This is a genomic window from Armatimonas sp., assembly GCF_031410135.1.
GTDB lineage: Bacteria > Armatimonadota > Armatimonadia > Armatimonadales > Armatimonadaceae > Armatimonas.
Window position 1 is genome coordinate 1 of the sequence record NZ_JANNYP010000598.1, and the last position, 16528, is coordinate 16528.

Consider the following 16528-nt stretch of genomic DNA (forward strand, 5'->3'; position numbering starts at 1 on the left):
GAGGCGACATCCCAGGGGTCTTGGGCACGCAGGCTGACTCGCATCTTGCCGGAGGGCATCTGGCGCAAAAAGATCGCGACTTCTGCGCCTCGTACAGCACGGAGCGCGGTGGCGATTCCGTCGGTGTCTTTGTCGTTGGCACCTAGCTCGGTGAAGTCGGACTGTGTCACCCAGGCCCAGACGACCTTGCCATTGTCGCTGCGGGCCATGCGATCCATTGCACGGCCCAAGAGCTTTTGTGCGCCAAAGCTGGCGTTCTCGTAGACGGCCTCGTAGATCACGGTGGGTGAGGCTCCCGCGGCGATCAGCGCCCCTCCGACGGCCATCGTGCGGGGCTTGGTGTTGGAGAAGCGAAAGCTTCCCGTGTCGGTCAGCACGCCGCAGAGCAGGCACTGGGCGATCTCGGGCGTGATCTCGACGCCTAGCGCGAGTAGTAAATCGTAGACCAGCTCCGCTGTAGACGCTGTCGTGGCATCGAGTAGGCGTACCTGACCAAACTGCCCGCCCGTCACGTGGTGGTCAATGTCCATCACGAGCGGCGCGGAGAGAATGGTATCCGCATTGCTACCCAGACGCTTCAGATCCCCCGCATCGAGCCCCACGCCCAGCTCAAAGTCTAGGCGATCCGTGTGGGTCTGGAGCTTTTCCACGCCCGGAAGAAACATCAGGTTCTCCGGAATGCCGTCGGCAGAAAGAAAGACAACTTTCTTACCCAGTGCCTCCAGCCCCAGCCCGAAGCCCAGCATCGAGCCGATCGCATCACCGTCGGGATTCACATGGCAGGCCAGCACGATCTTGGTCGCGCTCCAGACTGCCTGCACAGCTTCGTCAAGTCCTTCCCGATCCAGCGGGGCATGGGGATTGTTGGGAATCGCCATCTTACTTGTCGCCGTCCTCCGCCGCCATCGCATCGCGAACCGCCGCGAGTTCTTCTTCCGTAGCGGGCTGCAGGCTCGCCGCAAAGGCTTTCTCCTCGCGTAGAACCTCAAACATCCGCACACCGCGCTCGATGCCCTCATCAAAGCGGAAGACTAGCATCGGTACGGTGCGGAGCTCCAGCATGCTCCCCAGCCGTCCCCGGATGAACCCCGCGCCGTTGCGCAGAGCCTTCATCGCGCCTTTTTTCTCCTCTTCATCGCCCATCACGGAGATAAAAACTTTAGCAATGGAAAAATCCTGCGCCACTTCCACATCGGTCACACTCACCAGTGCGACGCGGGGATCGCCCACGTCTTTACTTAAAATCTCGGACAGGTCGCGCTTGATCATCTCGGCAACCCGTGCCTGTCGCAGTGTTGGCATAAGAGCCCTCTTCCTAAATCATTTCGATACCATAGTCATCTAGGACGACATTGGCATCGTTGTCTATGTAATCTATCACCTTTTGGAGCACCTGGGTCGCAAAGACCGCGCTATTGCTGACCACGGTGACTCCCAGAGTGGCCCGTCTCCAGGCATCCAGCTCATCCACTTCCGCGATAGAGACATTGAATTTGTTGCGAACGCGAGCCACCAGAGACTTTATCGCCTGGCGTTTATCTTTCAGAGAGTCGGCATAGCCGATAGAGACGGAGAGGGTCAAAACACCGATATGCATGTGCAAAGCCCGCGTAGTATTTGGCGCGGACACCCAAAAGAAAATCCGGCACGAGAGACTCCCATGCCGGACTCATTATATCGCCCTCACCGCTCAGAGCTACTCGTCCGTTTTCTTCTTCTCGACGGGCGGAATTTTATCGTCGGTTTTAGGCTTCTCGACGGGCTTGAGCTTGTCTTTATCGGGCGTGGTATTGAACTCGGGTAGTTTATCTTTCAGCTTGGACTGCATCTGCCTTGCCGTGTTATCGCGGAGCTTGCGAGCTTCCTCCGGGTCGCGGACGATGCGGGGTGTCAGAAAGACGAGTAGCTCCGTCTTGCTCTTGGTGGTTGTGTTGGACTGGAAGAGCTTGCCCAGAATCGGAACGTCGCCCAAGATCGGGAGCTTATTGGTAGTTGCAGAGACAGAGCTCTTGATAATGCCTCCGAGCACGATCGTCTCACCGTCTTTCACACTCACGGTAGTCTGTGCCTCACGCTGGTTCACCACAGGCGCATTGAAGTCCGTATAGCGCACAAAGTCGTTGGCGGTCTGGGTGACATCCATCGTGACAAAGCCATTGGACGTGATACGCGGCGTGACAGTGAGAATAATACCCACATCAAGAAACGCATAGTTGAAGATCTGAACCCCTTGTCCGTTGGTCTGTGTGCTGGTTACATACGGCAGGCTCTGGCTAATATTGATCTCCGCGGTGGCATTATTACTCGTGAAGATACGCGGCGTGGAGAGCACTTCAAAACGGGAGTCGGTCTGGAGTGACTGAAGGAACGCACCATACTGCCCACCTGTGAGCGTGTAGCGCAAGCCCTGAGGCTGCGTCGTGCTTGCCTGGCCCCCAAAAGATGAAGAGCCCGCGCCTCGTGCTCCGGTCTCACCAAGAATCTTGCCTTGCGTGAAGTTCCACTCCACCCCTAGCTTATTGTTCGCATCTAGGCTCGCCTCCACAATCACCGTCTCGATCATCACCTGCTCAGGGATCTTATCGAGCTGGTCCACGATCTGCTGGAGCAGCTCCCGGTTCTGAGGTGAGGTGACAATAATCACGCTGTTGGTGTTGATATCCGGGATGATCGTCACCTGTCCCGTGAGATCGCGTAGGTTGACCACACGGCCATTGGAGTCCAGGCCACGGGTTCCCTGTGCCTGCTGCGACGAGCGCGAGGAGCCCGTTCCGCCAAAGCCACTGAAGCCGCCACCACCAAAGCCACCAAAACCGCCGAAGCCTTGCTGAACGGTTACATTGGTCGCGAGCTCACCCGCAGCCGCCATTGGATCGGCAAGTCCCACCGAGAGTGGGCCATCCGGTTGATCCTGGCTCCGCCCCAGCGACCCGGGCGCATTGCCGCCGCCCGTGTTGCGGTTGTTGGTATTGGTACGGTTCGTTGCCCCCGTCAGTCCCGTCGGTCGCGCCGTCGTTCGCGCCCCTGTGCGGCTCCCAAAGCTCTGGTTCAAAACATCGGCAAGCTGATCCGCGCGGGCATTCTCCAGCGTGATCACAAACGTGCTGTTCTCAAAGGTGATGGGCTTATCCAGCTCTTTCACCACCTTGCCTATCAGATCGAGATTCTCCTGCGTTCCGGTAATGATCAGCGAGTTGGTGCGCGCCTCCGCCACCACGTTGCCTTGCCCTCCCGCCGATGAGCCGCGCCCAAAGCCGCCGAAGCCACCAAAGCCGCCACCACCGCCAAAGCGCTGGTCAATCGGCTGTTGGGAGCCCGTGGTGCCGCCCCGGCCCCGAGGGACATTGGCGATCAGCACGTTCTGCACAACGGTCACCAGATCCGACGCGGTAGCAAAATCAAGCTTAAAGACCTGCGACTTCTGCGGCTGTTCGGTCTGCTTGTCAATCTCCGCGATCAGATCCGCCACTTGATCCTGCTCACGCGTCGGCGCATTGACGATCACTGAGTTCGAGTAGTCATCGGCAGAGGCACGCACCACCGTGGTGCTTCCGCCACGTCCCCCAAAGAGACTACTCAGCCCCCCAAAGCCACCTTGGCTACCAAAGCTGGGGAAGCCACTGCGCCCACTACTACTGCCACCAAAGCCGCCAAAGCCACCACGCTGCGGGTCGGGGTCGGGGCCAGGGTTAGGGCCATTGGGCGGAGGAGTGCCCCCTGTGGGCGGGGTTGGCGCTCCGCCGGTTGCTCCCGGCACACCACCGTTGCCCATGAGTGCTCCAAGGCCTGCCAAGGGATTGGACTGTTGGCCAGAGCCCTGAAAGACATCATTGATCACCCGCGCCACCTGACTGGCACTGGCGTACTTGAGCTGGTAGACCTTGGGAGCCAGGCTAGAGGAGCTGGAGCTGCCCCGACCAGAAAACATACTGGGGTCAAAACCTGTGGGAAATCCACTGCCCGAACGTCCACTAGTGCCACCCCGCCCCGACTGAGGACGCGCTTTGATGACCAAAAAATTGCCGCTCTTGGTCAGATCAAAGTTTTTGAGACCAAGAATCGCATTGAGCTGGGCAAAGGCATCTTTGAGAGGCTGATCGGTCGGGCTCTGGAGCGTGATTCCGCCGGTAAGCGCAGGGTCCTTAACGATAGCAATTCCGCTGGCCTTGCTAAAGACACTCAGCACCGCATCTATGCTGGCATTGCGGAAGTCTAGCTTCAGGCGTGTCTTAGGATTAAGCTTGAACTGCTCCCAAACAGGCTTAGGAAAGTCCATCCCACCCCCGAAGCCACCACCACCGAACTGGTCAAACTGGGCATGGGCCGCAGAGGGCATTAAGGCTACAGCCAGTAATAGCAGGGGAAAATGTCGAGCGAACAGATTTGTTTTCATTAGGAATTTCCTGTAGGTTGCGTCGGTGCCACATCAGGCGGCAAGTTAAGACTAATGGGCGTGCTTTCAGAGTTACCTGCACGGTTTGCACGCTGGCGGCGGCTCCCGCGGCCACCACCACCTTGCGAACCAGGGTTTATTTGAGGGAGAGGAGGAAGGGTTACGCCAGGCTGCGTGCCAACAGCTGCGGGAACAGTTACCCCACTCGGTACAGTGGGTGCTCCCGGCAACAAGACAGGTGAGACGGCGGCAGGGGCACTCTCCTCAGGCGGCTCCGCAAAAACCATCTGCGTGCCATTGCTAAACATCACACTATCAGACTTGATGGCGAGGATTGGCTGCCCCATCCACTTCTCCCCCACCTTCACCGTCTGACTTTCTCCTGTGACTGCATTCTCTAAGAGTGCTAGTCGGACGCCGTTCTGGACAAATATCCCGGTCAGAGCCCAGGTAGGTTTTTTGGGCTCAAGGAGAGTCTTGTCTAACGTTGCCCCGAGAGGTTGCGTCTTCTTGACAAGAATCTTGGGTGCAAAGACATCTCGAAATGGCGCGGAGAACCGAGGGAACTTGGCGGTCATGTCCAGCTCGGTGAAGCCATCAAGAGCCTTGATGTGTGTCCCGATGACAGGGCCTTTTTTGCGTTTAGTCGCTGCATCAGGCTCGGAGAGGAAATAGAACGCCACGCCTCCCACAAGCGCCAGAAACGCGAACCAGGCCGTGGGTTTGCTGATCTTAGCCACGAGTAGATCCCTCCTGTTTGGTAGGCGCATTTTTCACGGTTGGCGGCTGACTCGGCGCATAAGCACAAAGCCCTAGGGTAGCCGTCACCGCATTCGAGCCCGCATCGCTGGAAGCAAGCTGGAACGAGCGCAGTGCGAGCTTACTGCTAGGACGATCCAGTGTGGCCGCAAAGGCATGCACCGCTGGGTACGGCCCCGAGACCTGGACACTAAAGGGAAGCTCGGATAGCTCCGGCAGAGTCAGAACGCGCTGAGGCCGGAAGGCGGAGAGCTTAAGCTTTCGCGCGGTCGCTTCTTGGGTGAGCTGTGCCAGGACGGAGGCAGCAATCGTGTCAGGGTCCCCCTGCCAGAGCCGGGCGGAGAGCTGAGCGCGTGTCTGCTGACCACTAATCTGGGTCATCTGAATTTGTTCCAGAAGCTCTTTTCGGCTACGCTCTTTTCCCATGGCAATTCCCTCGGTCGTGGGCCTTTTCACCAGGAGCATGTAGCCTAGAGAGCCCGTCAGGATGACCAGTGCGGCTAGCATCACTGCGCTTGGGCCCGCCTCTTGCGGGTTCTTGAAGTTGAGGAAAGATTTTTTCACGGTGTCCCTCCTGAAGCACTTGTACTACTTGAGCCACTTGCCGTTGCAGAGGCAACCTTGGCGCGTGACGAGCTACTTCGTGCCCCCTTCTTCCCTGCCTTATCGGGCACGGGCATGGGAAGATTCCCCACAGCGGTCGCGGTAATATTGAACTGTACTACCGGCTGCTCGGCAACCTTAGCTCCATTGGCGAAGACCAACTTAACATCACGGAAGCGCGGGCTGGCGCTGAGTGAGTCCACTGCTTTAGCGACGAGCTCGCCGCGCTTGGCGGTGCCACGAAGCTGGACAGGCTTTCCACGCTCCGTGTTTATCCCAATCAGCCAGGCCCCCTCAGGCAGTGCGCTACTGGCTGCCAGAACCATATCGCTCAGCGGTTGGGCAGGAAGAAACGCACGATCTAGAGTCGTCTTCATGCTCGTAGCACGGTTGGCTTTGGTCTGCTCGGCGTCCCGAGTCGCCCGCAGGGTCTTGAGCTTGGATTCCCACTTAGCCTTGGCAACATCCACTTTCGACTGCGCCTCAAAATGCTCAACCCAGATAAAACCTGCCAGCATCAAAGACGAAATCAGCAAGAGAATCGAGAGGCGTGTCTTGGCACCAAGCTGTTTTTTCTCTTCTTTGGCTCGGTCTTCATTGAGAGCAAACGAGAACTCAGGTGCCAGGTGAAGTAGCTCCAGTGCCCGGCCCCGCACGACTTCGAGCTTGCCTGCCCCCGCCGACATCAGGGTGCGCTGCGCCTCTTGCCCCACGCTCGCATTTTCCGCGGCCACACGGCTAAAGCGCACCACGCCATCTTGCACGACATCCAATGTCATGCCTGTCGGTAGCTTATCCACCACCAAAGCATCGGGACGCGCGGCAACAGCAGCAGAAGCCAGCGCGACGGGAAAAATAGCCGTCGCTTTGAGCCCCGCATCCGCAAGCTCCAGACGAAGCTTAACTAGGTCACTTGCACGCATCGCCCCCACGACCGTGAGCCAGCCTTCTAGGTTGTGATCCTCGGTCTGGTAGGCATCAAAGGCGAGCTCACTGGCAGGCAGAGGAAAAAGCTGACCCAGCCGAAGGTTCACCAAGCGGCGAAGCTCCTCGGGAGTGGCCTTGGGCAGGCGAATCGCCTTCAGAAAGACACAGCTCCGACTCACGCCGACGAGGGCCTCTTTATGGCCACGGACAAACCGCCCCAGCTCATCAATGCTTGTGCCCCGTGCGCGACGATCATCGGCACGGTCCAACGCCAGCACTGAGCCCGGAGCCCACTCCAGATGGAGGGTTGGCAACGCTCTCCTTTTCACTGATTCCCTCCTGAAGACACCGACGTTGTCGTTGCCTCTTCCCAGCTCCACCACGCAGGGATACTGGTCGTATTGATGCGCTCTAGCTGTAGCACTAGTGCACGACTACTGCGAATTCCGACAACTGCTTCATAGGCCACGCCAACACCACCACTCTCTCCCCAGATCCGCACCAGAAATGTATCGCTGCCCACGCACACTGCATCGGCCACCTGCCCCAGAGTTGCGCCGGTTAGTCCGGGGATACTGGAGAGCTCCCCCAGAGTCGCGAACCCCGTGCTCTGCCGGGTGATAATGGAGCTGGCGATATCGGAGGTAACACCCGGTAGCTGTGCAAGAACCGACTCGGATGCCGTGTTGATATTGACTTTCCCGGTCAGGCGAGTCTCTGTCGTAAAGGTCGCCGAGTCGAGCACTTGCTGCGCCGCCTGCGGAGCGACACCCGCTCGCCCGAGTAAGTTCGCAAACGATGTAAACGGCCCCTGTGTGGCAAGCTGGGCGGGCAACCCAAGCTGAATCAGAGTCAGCGGATTGAGGTTTTGCTGGTTCACGTTGGTGCGTGCTCCCCCCGCAGCGAGGGTATTGGGTGCGCCGCTAGAGACCGTCAGCACTCCCGCCAGCGCCAGCGGTTCCCCATTAACATCCTCCAGAGGAATACTTGTCGTGATGTCTTCCGCATTGGGAGTGTAGAGCGTCCGAGCAGTCCAGCCCTTGATCAGAGCCAGCTCCGTCAGGCTTTTCAGCGTCGCTAAGCGAGCATTGTAGGGCGTCGTCAACGCTCCGTAGTAGCTGTCTTTTGCGCCCTCGGTTCGTGGTGTCACCTCCGCCTCGCGCCAGTCGAGAAGGCTCGCAGTCTGCTCAGAGGTGATGGGAAGGTTCTGGAGCTGCGCCTCGGTGAGGGTATTGATATTCAGACGGCTCCCGGCATCGAGAAGTTGGACTCGGTAGGTAGCGCCTCCGGTTAGCTCTGTGACATCTGTTCCATTAGTTCCCAGAATCGCCCAGTCATCGTCGAGTTTAACGAGGTTCGTATCGACGGCCTGAAGTGCGGAGAGGGACATGGCCAGAGCGCTACGCGCCGCCGCCTCAGCACGACGGTCTCGAAGCGTGTACTGTGTTGCGGTGAGGTAGGCACGCTGGTTGGCAGCAAAGACCGCCAGCATGGCCAGCAACCCCGCCAGCACCACCAGCGCCAGCACCATCACGCCTCCACGCTCACTTCGGCGACGTGTCATGCGGTGCCTCCTGTCGAAGTCGCGTTGGCGGGGTTGTCGGCGTCCACATCACTGGTGGGAAGGGGCACCACAAAACTATGGGTCTGGTTTGCTGTATCCGTTGCCAGGGTGTAGCTAACCCGCACCGCTGCCGGGAGCCGCCGTGTGCCCCCTTCTTCCGTCGTGTCCCAAACCGTCACCCACTGTGTCCCATCATAGAACTCAAAACCAATGCTCGTGACCGACGACTCCAGAAGAGACTCCGTGCCTCCCTGGGTCACATCGCCATCCGCGGGCACCTGGAGACGCTCAAAGAGCCCGACTTTGCTCCCCGCATCGCCCACGGCTGAGGTACTAAGAGAGATCTCCGCAACGCCGCCCTGAGGCCCACGCGCCTCATGCTGGGTCTCAAAGTCATCCGTGCTCTGCTGCGTCGTGAGTGGCAATCCCAGAGCCGTGGAGGTAAATGTCAGGCGATCCGCTCCGAGCGCCCCATCTCCTTCGGTTGCCGCGACAAAATACGTCATCGTATCGGCGGTATCTTCCGACAGGATCACCTCGGTAAGGAGTCGGGTAATGCGCCGCTCGATTCGTGCGGTGGGGTTCTGCTCGCTCTGGCGCTGTGCCTGGCGGCGCTGGACATCAATACTTCCGGTAAAGGCGTAGGTGAGCGCATAGGTGAGAAAGCCCATCATCACGAGCACCACCATCAGCTCCAGCAGAGAGATCCCTGCCCGTACCTTTCGTCGTTTATTGCCCACTTGTCCCCGTTCCGGTTGTCGTTGTTGTCTCAGGTGGGAAGAAAACCTGCTCACTTAGTGTCTGCTGGGAGTCTCCCCGCGTCGCCGTGATCGTCGCCTCTTCCACGTTTTCATCATCAGTCGTCTGAAGCTCAAGGCTCCAGTCCGCATCCGCATAGCCCTCTGCCGAAAAGTCCCCGCTGGTCTCCGCCGTACGGAGATCCCCTTCGACTCTCAGGGCAGCCAGCTTCTGACTTGCCAGCCGCTGAAGCAGTTCTGCATTCCGAGCGGACACATCGGCCCGCGAGAGCGACCCAATCGCCGTCAGCGTTCCCGCCACAGCCACCCCTACTAGAGTCGCTGTCACCAGCACCTCAATCAGAGTGAAGGCTTTTGCTCCCCCAAACCTCTTAGCCACGCTGTTCGAGCTCCCCTGCGCTCCAGCGCTCCTCACCGGCTTCGTTTGCGTTCGAGGAGCTGGCGCTGATCCAGCGTGGAAGCTCTCCTTCACCGGGTAGGCGCAGGCTCAAGATGCGATTTCCCTCCGCTAGCTCCAGCCTTCCGGGTACGGCAGAGCCATCGGGGTAAACAGTCCACTCCCACGACGACAGATCCACACTCTGCCCCTCAGACTGCGCCGAATCCAGCATCAGCCCCCCGCTCAGTGCGATTCGCTTTACTTCCGTAGGCGACTCGCCCTCTTCCGCGGCACGCTCCATGATGAGGGTGTCGCCGCCTTCTGCCCGAAGTGTTATGGCTTTCTTACTCAGACGCGCTTCATTCTGGGCCTCCACAGGCAAGCGTAAGACACTCGCTTTGAGCGTCTGCACGTCTTGGGAGCGCTTGAGAGCAACAACATTGGGAATCACAAGCGCAGCCATAAGAGCCAGGATCGTGATTACCACCGTCGCCTCAATCAGCGTGAAAAAGCTCCCCCGCCGGGCGGGGGCCGGGGGGTAGGCAGCCATTATTCGCTCGTGATATCCGAGTTGTCGGCCTCGCCGCCCGGAGCGCCGTCGGCGCCGTAGGAAGCGATTATGAAGTCCTGACCATCCGGCCCCGGAGATTCATAGACATACTCATTCTGCCAGGGATCACCCGAAATTTCCTTCTGGGTATAGGGCCCACGCCAGCCATTCACATCACCCGGCTGGACACGCAGCGCATTGAGGCCCTGCTCCGTGGTGGGGAACTGATCCGTGTCTACACGGTACTGCTGCAACAAGCTGGAGAGTGTGGCGATATCACTCGCCGCCTTGGCACGCTTTGCATCACTGGTGCGGTTAACCACACGGGGGACGATCAGCGCTGCAAGAATGGCCAGGATCAACACCACGACCAGCATCTCAATCAGCGTAAAAGCACGTTTTTGTCTTCTCATCTATTTCACTGTTTCCTGCGCTTGAAATATCGGCAAGAGCACCGAAAGAACCACGAACCCAACAAAGATTCCCATGGATAGAACAATCACGGGTTCCACCAAAGAAACCAGACGACGCATCCCGGTATCAACCTCGAAGTCGAGGCTATCGGAGACCCGACCCAGCATCCGGGGTAAGTCCCCTGTCTCTTCACCAATGGCAACCATGTGTGTCAGTACAGGGGGAAATGTCCCCGTATCACGCATGGACTCGGCGATGGGCCGCCCATCGCGAACTTCCTCACTCACTTTTTTGGCACTCAGCTGAAAGACTCGATTCCCGGCAGAGAGTCCAGCAATGTCGAGTGCCTCTAAGATCGGGACGCCTCCATAGACCAGTGTACCGAGAACGCGCGCAAATCGCGAGATTGTCGCCTTCATCACCACCGGCCCAATCAGCGGCGCTTTCAACAAAAACTTATCCCGGAGATACGCACCGTTGGCCGTCGCCAACCAGCCTCGTATCAGAACATAGCCACCGATAACGACGCTCAAAACCAAAATCCAGTTCTGAGAAAGAAAGTCCGTACTCGCCAGAAGGATCTTGGTGGTCACAGGAAGGTTATTGCCTAGATCTTTAAAGACTCCCGAGAGCTTAGGGACAACAAAGAAGAGCAGAAACAAGATCACAAAGACTGCCGTGAAGGCGAGAATGGCCGGATAAACAAGTGCACCGCTGATCTGGCTCCGTCGCGCCACTTCTTTTTCCTGAAAGTCGGCAAGCCGCCCTGCCACTTCCGGAAACTGCCCACTGGCCTCACCGGCACGCAGTGTCTGGGTAAAGACATCGTTGAAGAACTTCGGGTGCTTGGCAAGCGCCTGGCTCACGGGCATTCCCGAGCGAACATCTTCTAGAGTCTGGTCTGAGACTTCTTTGAGCACGATACTCTCGGACTGCTCGGCCACCACTTGTAGGACGCGATCCAAGGGCAGGCCCGCTTGGGAGAGATCGGCGAGGCGGCGCGTAAAGAGAGCCAGTTCCTGCCGCGACGGTGCCCGGCGGCTGCCAAAAGTCGCTGCACCCGCGCTCGCGACCGCTGAGGACTTCGACTCCGCAATCTCAAGAACAAAGCGCCCTTCCGCATCAAGCCGTGCCAGTGCCGCTTCTTTGGTCTCCGCCTCGATAACACCCGTGCGGCGTGCGCCGCTGGCATCCATCGCAACATACGAAAAACTCAGCGCGGACATGGCTTAGAGTGTCTCCCTCTGACAGACGCGCAGAACTTCTTCTGGCGTGGTTTTTCCCGCCAGAACGGCAATCTTACCATCGCCTAAAAGTGTCCGCATTCCATAGGTTTTAATGGCGTAGTCTTTCATCTCATTGGAGCTAGCCCGATCAACGGTCATGCGCCGAACCGGCTCATCAATCACAAAGAGCTCATAGAGACCAACACGGCCTTTGTAGCCGCTTCCCTGGCACTTCTCGCAGCCGGTGCCCTTACGAAAGGGAGTCGTCCCCGCCCAGTCACTCGGGGCGATTCCGACGCCTTCAAGCATCTCACTCTCAGGAGTATAGGGTGCGGCACAGCTCGGGCAGACACGTCGCACCAGGCGCTGAGCCACAGCCCCAATCAGTGACGAGGCCACGAGATAGGGCTCCACTCCCATGTCCAGAAGGCGGGTCACGGAGCCGGGCGAGTCATTGGTGTGCAGGGTAGAGAACACGAGGTGCCCCGTGAGGGCGGCGTGGATGGCAATTTCTGCCGTCTCGTGGTCTCGAATCTCTCCTACCATAATCACATCAGGGTCTTGGCGAACAATACTACGCAGTCCATTAGCAAAAGTCAGGCCAATCGCGGCGCGTACCGGAATCTGGCTGATACCGGGCACCTGGTACTCGACCGGATCTTCAATCGTCAGAATATTGGTCGTCGGGGACCAGATCTCTTGGAGCGAGGCGTAGAGCGTGGTGGACTTACCTGCTCCGGTTGGGCCGGTTGCTAGGATCACACCATACGGCACCTTGATAATCTGGCGATAGCGCTCTAGCATGTCCGGCTGGATTCCTAGCTCGGCGAGGCCCAGCATCGCGGTGCCCTTATCCAGGATACGCATCACCGCGCGCTCCCCAAAGACCGTCGGGACAATCGAGACGCGGACATCAATCGCGCGGCCAGCAATCGTCACTTTGATGCGCCCATCCTGGGGCAAGCGGCGCTCTGCAATATTCATCTCGCCTAAGATTTTCAGACGAGAGATGATTGCGGCATGCATGCGCTTGGGCGGAGCCATCATGTCCCGCAACATGCCGTCAATGCGGAAACGCACCTTCATCTCTTTTTCGTAGGGCTCGATATGGATATCCGATGCCCCATCCCGCACTGCTTGCGCAAAGATCAGGTTTGCCATCTGCACCACTGCAGTCTCGCCCGCCATCTTCTGCAGATCCGCCAGGTCCGTGTTTTCGTCGGCATCTATCAGGTTGGCATCGTCGCCTTGTCCTGGAATCCCGGCGAGAATTTTCTCTAAAAAAATCTCCTCGATCTTCTCTTTGATGACAGCGGCAGGCGCTAAAACCGCGCGCGTAGGCCGCTGCAGCAAGACCCCAAGCTCGTCCACAGCATTGAGGGAAAGCGGACTTCCGATCGCCGCGACTAGGGTTCCGTGATCGAGCATCAGCGGAAGGATCTGGTGCTTGAGGGCAAAGTCCCCCGGAACCAGTGACACGGCCTCGTCTTGAGGGCGTGTTGTCTCCAGGTTTACGCTCTCAAAAGCGTCCTCCAGGTTAGGTAGCGTGATTGGTTCAGAAGCAGTCATAATTTCAAAATCGGCGACGTCCCACGTCTCAAAAAGTTCGCGTCCCTTACTCATATTATAATTATCATCGTGAAAAAAACATGAAACCATAGGGGAAGTTCCCTTTCATGTTTTTTTAATCTTATTCAATCGTGCATAAGGCCCTAAACTCCGTCCGTAAGAGTAAAAACAAAAAAACCGGAGACACTTGTCTCAGCCTTTTCATTGTTCCGATTTACGATCAATAGGGATCGGCCTCCCCAACAACCGCACAAACATTACTAAATTTCGCATGACCATCCACATAGACAAGATTACAAGCACATAAAAACAGTATATTTTCCTGAGAAGGCATGCTCATTTCGCTCTGACATCAGCTTCCCACCACCTCCAAAGTAGATTTGTTCAATAATATTGGTGCCAGTTCCCAGTGGGTTTCCATGAAACGGATAGGAGAGCCCTAAAGGCTGTGTGGCTCCCTGAGCGACCATCCTCACCAGCGGGATATTTGAGAGCGAGGCCGCTGGCAAGACACTCTGGAATGTGCGTTTCAGGATCTGAGTACGAGGATAAGAATCTCCACAATAACTCGGCGAAATGGCGGAGTTTGGTCGGGTACAATGGGCACGCGATGAACCCCGACTTACCTGTCACGAAGCTCAAAGGAATCGGGGAGAAACTGGCCGAGACGCTCTGGAAGCTACAGATACGCACGCTCCGGGATCTCGTCGGGCACTTCCCACGCCGCTACGAAGACCGCACACGCTTTGTGAAGATCGGGGACGTGCGCGACGGTGAGTTTGCGACGATTCTAGGGAAGGTGACGGCGGTTGAGAACAAGCCCCTCCGGAATAAATTAGTCATCACCAAAGTCACGCTGGATGACGGCTCCAAAGTAGTGGCGTCGCTGACGTGGTTCAACCAGTGGCGCATGAAAGCCACTTTCGAGAAGCTCATCGGCAAACAAGTCGTGGCGTATGGTCAAGTCAAGCGCCGCTACGCCCCCGAGCTGAACTCGCCAGAGTGGGAGGCCATCGACGAAGACGGGGCGGTGGACTCACTCGCCATTGGCCGTATTGTCCCCGTCTACCCGCTCACGGAAGGGCTCTCCCAGACCCGCTTGCGCCGCTTTGCCTACGAGGCCGTCAACCTCTGCGCCAGCGAGTTTGCCGATGCCCTGCCCGAAGCACTCCGCAAACGCCGTAGTCTCCCTGGCATCGAGGCCGCGCTCCGCAATATCCACTACCCCGAGAGCGATGAAGCGCTGCAAGCCGCCCGACATCGTCTTGCGTACGAGGAGCTACTCGCGCTCCAGCTCTTAGTCGCGGAGAAGAAGCGGGAAGTGGCGCGTCAGCCGGGCATCACGTTTCCCGATGCGATTGGCCCCGTGATGGAGCTACGCACCGTGCTCCCCTTCACGTTTACCAGCGCTCAAGACCGCGTGATCGCGGAGCTAGGCAACGACATGGCCTCCCCTACCCCGATGAACCGGCTGATCCAGGGCGATGTCGGCTCCGGCAAGACCGCTGTCGCGATGGCCGCGATGACGATTGCGGCGCGGGGTGGCTACCAGGCGGCGCTCATGGCCCCCACGGAGATCCTGGCCGAGCAGCACCTCAAGAGTATCCGTGCACGCCTTGAGGAGCTGGGCCTGCGCGTGGAATTGCTCACCGGCTCGCGGCCCGCCAAAGAGAAAGCGGCAGTCAAAGAGCGCCTGCTCAGTGGCGAGACAAATATCGTCGTCGGGACCCATGCACTGATCCAGGAGAGCGTCGGCTTCCATAAGCTCGGCCTCGTGGTGATTGACGAGCAGCACCGCTTTGGCGTGCTCCAGCGGGCCGCCCTCTCGGACAAAGGCGTTCGCCCGGATGTGCTGGTCATGACCGCCACTCCGATCCCGCGCACGCTGACGCTCACGGTCTACGGCGACCTCGATGTCTCAATTCTGGATGAGCTGCCACCAGGCCGCAAGCCGATCCGCACGCACTGGAAAAAGCGCGCCGAGCAGGACAAGGTCTACGCAGGCATCAAGCAGATGGTGACCCAGGGCCGTCAAGCCTATATCGTCTGCCCGCTGGTCGAGGAGTCCGAGAAGCGCGAGGCCAAGGCGGCGACGCACCTCGCGGAGCATCTCAAGACCCATGTCTTCCCTGAGCTCTCCATCGGCCTGCTCCACGGGCAATTGAAAAGCGACGAGAAAGACGCGGTGATGGAGGCATTTCGCAAGAACGAGCACCAGGTATTAGTGGCGACCACGGTGATTGAAGTGGGCGTGGACGTGCCCAATGCTGCGGTGATCGTGATTGAGGACGCCGACAACTTTGGCCTCGCCCAGCTCCACCAGCTCAGAGGCCGCGTCGGGCGCGGCGAGCACGCGTCGTTCTGCGTGCTCCTCGCCGACCCCAGTACGCCCGATGGCACGGCCCGTATGGAGGTGATGTGCGCCACCAGCGACGGCTTCGTGATCGCCGAGGAGGACCTCAAGCTCCGCGGCCCTGGCGAGTTCTTTGGCACGCGCCAGTCCGGCATCCCGAGCCTAAAAGTCGCCGATGTGCTCCGCGACCAGGACATTCTCCTCGAAGCCCGCACCGACGCCTTCGACCTGCTCAGCCGCGACCCGAAGCTCTCCCGTCCCGAGCACCAGCTTCTCGCCGAGGCCGTCGCCGCTCACAAACGTGCTTCGGAGGCGCTGATCGCCGCCCCATGATCCACCGATTGAAATCGGCGTCTGCAATAGCCTTTGCGTCGCTCGTCGGCGCGAGGACGGGCGGGATATACTCTCTGGGGAGAATAATCATGCGAGGAACTAAACTCACGGTATCTATCAAGGCGGTGGCGTTTGCCATCAAGGGGAACTTGACCGAGGACATCAAGCTGGAGCGACTGCGGCTCTTTCTGGATCAGGAGGCGACGCGTAAGGGCATTCGTCTCGACACCGATGAGCCTATGCTACAAGGACTTGTGGACAGCAAGGACGAGTTCTACTTCTACAACGGCCCCAAGGGTCGCCCGCTCGCCCTTCCCGAGATTCCTGACCAAGGCTGATAGAGCGTCCCTATGGAGTACCTCGTTGCCTTTGTTGTTTTCGCCATTACCTTGGCATGTGTTGAGGCACTCTTCAAACGCATCACAAAGAAGCAACATCTTGGCTGCTTCGGCACTATCATTGTCGCGATTCTGGGCATCTATCCCAGTTTTGCCCTTGCAATGTTGGGCTACAATACCGTCTCTGGCACACATGGTATTTGGCTCTCACGTGGCCTGTCTACTCATGGTTCGCTCATTTTTTGAGGGGTTTAGCAAATTTGAGGTAACCTCGTTTCATGACCGAAACGCTCACTCTTATCACGGAACGGGTAGATGACATCCCCGTATTATTCGAGCAGATGCAGAAATTGGAGATGGCT

17 protein-coding genes are annotated in these 16528 nt (G+C 58.4%); 3 read left to right on the forward strand and 14 right to left on the reverse strand.

What is annotated here, in order from left to right; all coding sequences use genetic code 11:
• From RMO15_RS21885 to RMO15_RS21950, 14 genes are all read right to left on the reverse strand, one after another.
• Positions 1 to 878: bifunctional oligoribonuclease/PAP phosphatase NrnA (locus RMO15_RS21885; RefSeq protein ID WP_309717154.1), on the reverse strand; the 878-nt coding region annotated here is incomplete at its 3' end.
• Position 879: 1 nt separating this feature from the next.
• On the reverse strand, positions 880 to 1302 hold the full coding sequence (gene rbfA / locus RMO15_RS21890) for a 30S ribosome-binding factor RbfA (protein ID WP_309717156.1): 423 nt from the start codon (positions 1300 to 1302) through the stop codon (positions 880 to 882).
• Positions 1303 to 1315: 13 nt separating this feature from the next.
• A complete protein-coding gene (locus RMO15_RS21895; RefSeq protein ID WP_309717159.1) occupies positions 1316 to 1597 on the reverse strand; it encodes a DUF503 domain-containing protein in 282 nt (93 codons plus the stop codon).
• Between the two features lie 99 nt (positions 1598 to 1696).
• Positions 1697 to 4393 (reverse strand): secretin N-terminal domain-containing protein, encoded by a 2697-nt coding sequence (locus RMO15_RS21900; protein WP_309717162.1) that lies wholly within the window; start codon positions 4391 to 4393, stop codon positions 1697 to 1699.
• On the reverse strand, positions 4393 to 5133 hold the full coding sequence (locus RMO15_RS21905; RefSeq protein WP_309717166.1) for a hypothetical protein: 741 nt from the start codon (positions 5131 to 5133) through the stop codon (positions 4393 to 4395). Before RMO15_RS21905 ends, RMO15_RS21900 begins: the two co-directional genes overlap by 1 nt.
• Positions 5126 to 5716, reverse strand: a complete 591-nt coding sequence (gene pilO, locus RMO15_RS21910; RefSeq protein ID WP_309717169.1) for a type 4a pilus biogenesis protein PilO — start codon at positions 5714 to 5716, stop codon at positions 5126 to 5128. Before pilO ends, RMO15_RS21905 begins: the two co-directional genes overlap by 8 nt.
• Positions 5713 to 6996 (reverse strand): PilN domain-containing protein, encoded by a 1284-nt coding sequence (locus tag RMO15_RS21915; protein WP_309717173.1) that lies wholly within the window; start codon positions 6994 to 6996, stop codon positions 5713 to 5715. Before RMO15_RS21915 ends, pilO begins: the two co-directional genes overlap by 4 nt.
• Positions 6997 to 7007: 11 nt before the next feature.
• On the reverse strand, positions 7008 to 8246 hold the full coding sequence (locus tag RMO15_RS21920; RefSeq protein ID WP_309717176.1) for a helix-hairpin-helix domain-containing protein: 1239 nt from the start codon (positions 8244 to 8246) through the stop codon (positions 7008 to 7010).
• Entirely contained in the window at positions 8243 to 8986 is a 744-nt protein-coding gene (locus tag RMO15_RS21925; protein ID WP_309717179.1) for a hypothetical protein, read from the reverse strand. Before RMO15_RS21925 ends, RMO15_RS21920 begins: the two co-directional genes overlap by 4 nt.
• A complete protein-coding gene (locus RMO15_RS21930; protein ID WP_309717182.1) occupies positions 8976 to 9383 on the reverse strand; it encodes a type II secretion system protein in 408 nt (135 codons plus the stop codon). The genes RMO15_RS21925 and RMO15_RS21930 overlap by 11 nt, the downstream gene beginning before the upstream one ends.
• The gene (locus RMO15_RS21935; RefSeq protein WP_309717184.1) at positions 9376 to 9933 is read right to left on the reverse strand and encodes a hypothetical protein; all 558 of its coding nucleotides are present in this window, start codon (positions 9931 to 9933) and stop codon (positions 9376 to 9378) included. The genes RMO15_RS21930 and RMO15_RS21935 overlap by 8 nt, the downstream gene beginning before the upstream one ends.
• Positions 9933 to 10346 carry a type II secretion system major pseudopilin GspG gene (gene gspG, locus RMO15_RS21940; RefSeq protein ID WP_309717187.1) on the reverse strand — a complete coding sequence of 138 codons (414 nt, stop codon included), beginning with the start codon at positions 10344 to 10346 and terminating at the stop codon, positions 9933 to 9935. The genes RMO15_RS21935 and gspG overlap by 1 nt, the downstream gene beginning before the upstream one ends.
• The gene (locus tag RMO15_RS21945) at positions 10347 to 11573 is read right to left on the reverse strand and encodes a type II secretion system F family protein (protein ID WP_309717192.1); all 1227 of its coding nucleotides are present in this window, start codon (positions 11571 to 11573) and stop codon (positions 10347 to 10349) included. It abuts the gene before it with no gap.
• 3 nt (positions 11574 to 11576) lie between these two features.
• Complete coding sequence (locus RMO15_RS21950; RefSeq protein WP_309717194.1) at positions 11577 to 13142, reverse strand: ATPase, T2SS/T4P/T4SS family; 1566 nt, start codon at positions 13140 to 13142, stop codon at positions 11577 to 11579.
• A 610-nt stretch (positions 13143 to 13752) separates the two neighbouring features.
• Between RMO15_RS21950 and recG the strand changes: the two genes are divergently transcribed.
• From recG to RMO15_RS21965, 3 genes are all read left to right on the forward strand, one after another.
• Positions 13753 to 15828 (forward strand): ATP-dependent DNA helicase RecG, encoded by a 2076-nt coding sequence (gene recG, locus RMO15_RS21955; RefSeq protein WP_309717197.1) that lies wholly within the window; start codon positions 13753 to 13755, stop codon positions 15826 to 15828.
• 89 nt (positions 15829 to 15917) lie between these two features.
• Positions 15918 to 16166 (forward strand): hypothetical protein, encoded by a 249-nt coding sequence (locus tag RMO15_RS21960; protein WP_309717200.1) that lies wholly within the window; start codon positions 15918 to 15920, stop codon positions 16164 to 16166.
• A 12-nt stretch (positions 16167 to 16178) separates the two neighbouring features.
• Positions 16179 to 16412 carry a hypothetical protein gene (locus RMO15_RS21965; RefSeq protein ID WP_309717205.1) on the forward strand — a complete coding sequence of 78 codons (234 nt, stop codon included), beginning with the start codon at positions 16179 to 16181 and terminating at the stop codon, positions 16410 to 16412.
• Positions 16413 to 16528: the final 116 nt, after the last annotated feature.

What these genes read in the sequence shown, in the direction of transcription:
- rbfA (WP_309717156.1), bottom strand. Translation starts at nt 1,302, where the DNA reads ATGCCAACACTGCGACAGGCACGGGTTGCCGAGATGATCAAGCGCGAC.
- RMO15_RS21895 (WP_309717159.1), bottom strand. Translation starts at nt 1,597, where the DNA reads ATGCATATCGGTGTTTTGACCCTCTCCGTCTCTATCGGCTATGCCGAC.
- RMO15_RS21900 (WP_309717162.1), bottom strand. Translation starts at nt 4,393, where the DNA reads ATGAAAACAAATCTGTTCGCTCGACATTTTCCCCTGCTATTACTGGCT.
- RMO15_RS21920 (WP_309717176.1), bottom strand. Translation starts at nt 8,246, where the DNA reads ATGACACGTCGCCGAAGTGAGCGTGGAGGCGTGATGGTGCTGGCGCTG.
- RMO15_RS21935 (WP_309717184.1), bottom strand. Translation starts at nt 9,933, where the DNA reads ATGGCTGCCTACCCCCCGGCCCCCGCCCGGCGGGGGAGCTTTTTCACG.
- gspG (WP_309717187.1), bottom strand. Translation starts at nt 10,346, where the DNA reads ATGAGAAGACAAAAACGTGCTTTTACGCTGATTGAGATGCTGGTCGTG.
- RMO15_RS21945 (WP_309717192.1), bottom strand. Translation starts at nt 11,573, where the DNA reads ATGTCCGCGCTGAGTTTTTCGTATGTTGCGATGGATGCCAGCGGCGCA.
- RMO15_RS21950 (WP_309717194.1), bottom strand. Translation starts at nt 13,142, where the DNA reads ATGACTGCTTCTGAACCAATCACGCTACCTAACCTGGAGGACGCTTTT.
- recG (WP_309717197.1), top strand. Translation starts at nt 13,753, where the DNA reads ATGAACCCCGACTTACCTGTCACGAAGCTCAAAGGAATCGGGGAGAAA.
- RMO15_RS21960 (WP_309717200.1), top strand. Translation starts at nt 15,918, where the DNA reads ATGCGAGGAACTAAACTCACGGTATCTATCAAGGCGGTGGCGTTTGCC.
- RMO15_RS21965 (WP_309717205.1), top strand. Translation starts at nt 16,179, where the DNA reads ATGGAGTACCTCGTTGCCTTTGTTGTTTTCGCCATTACCTTGGCATGT.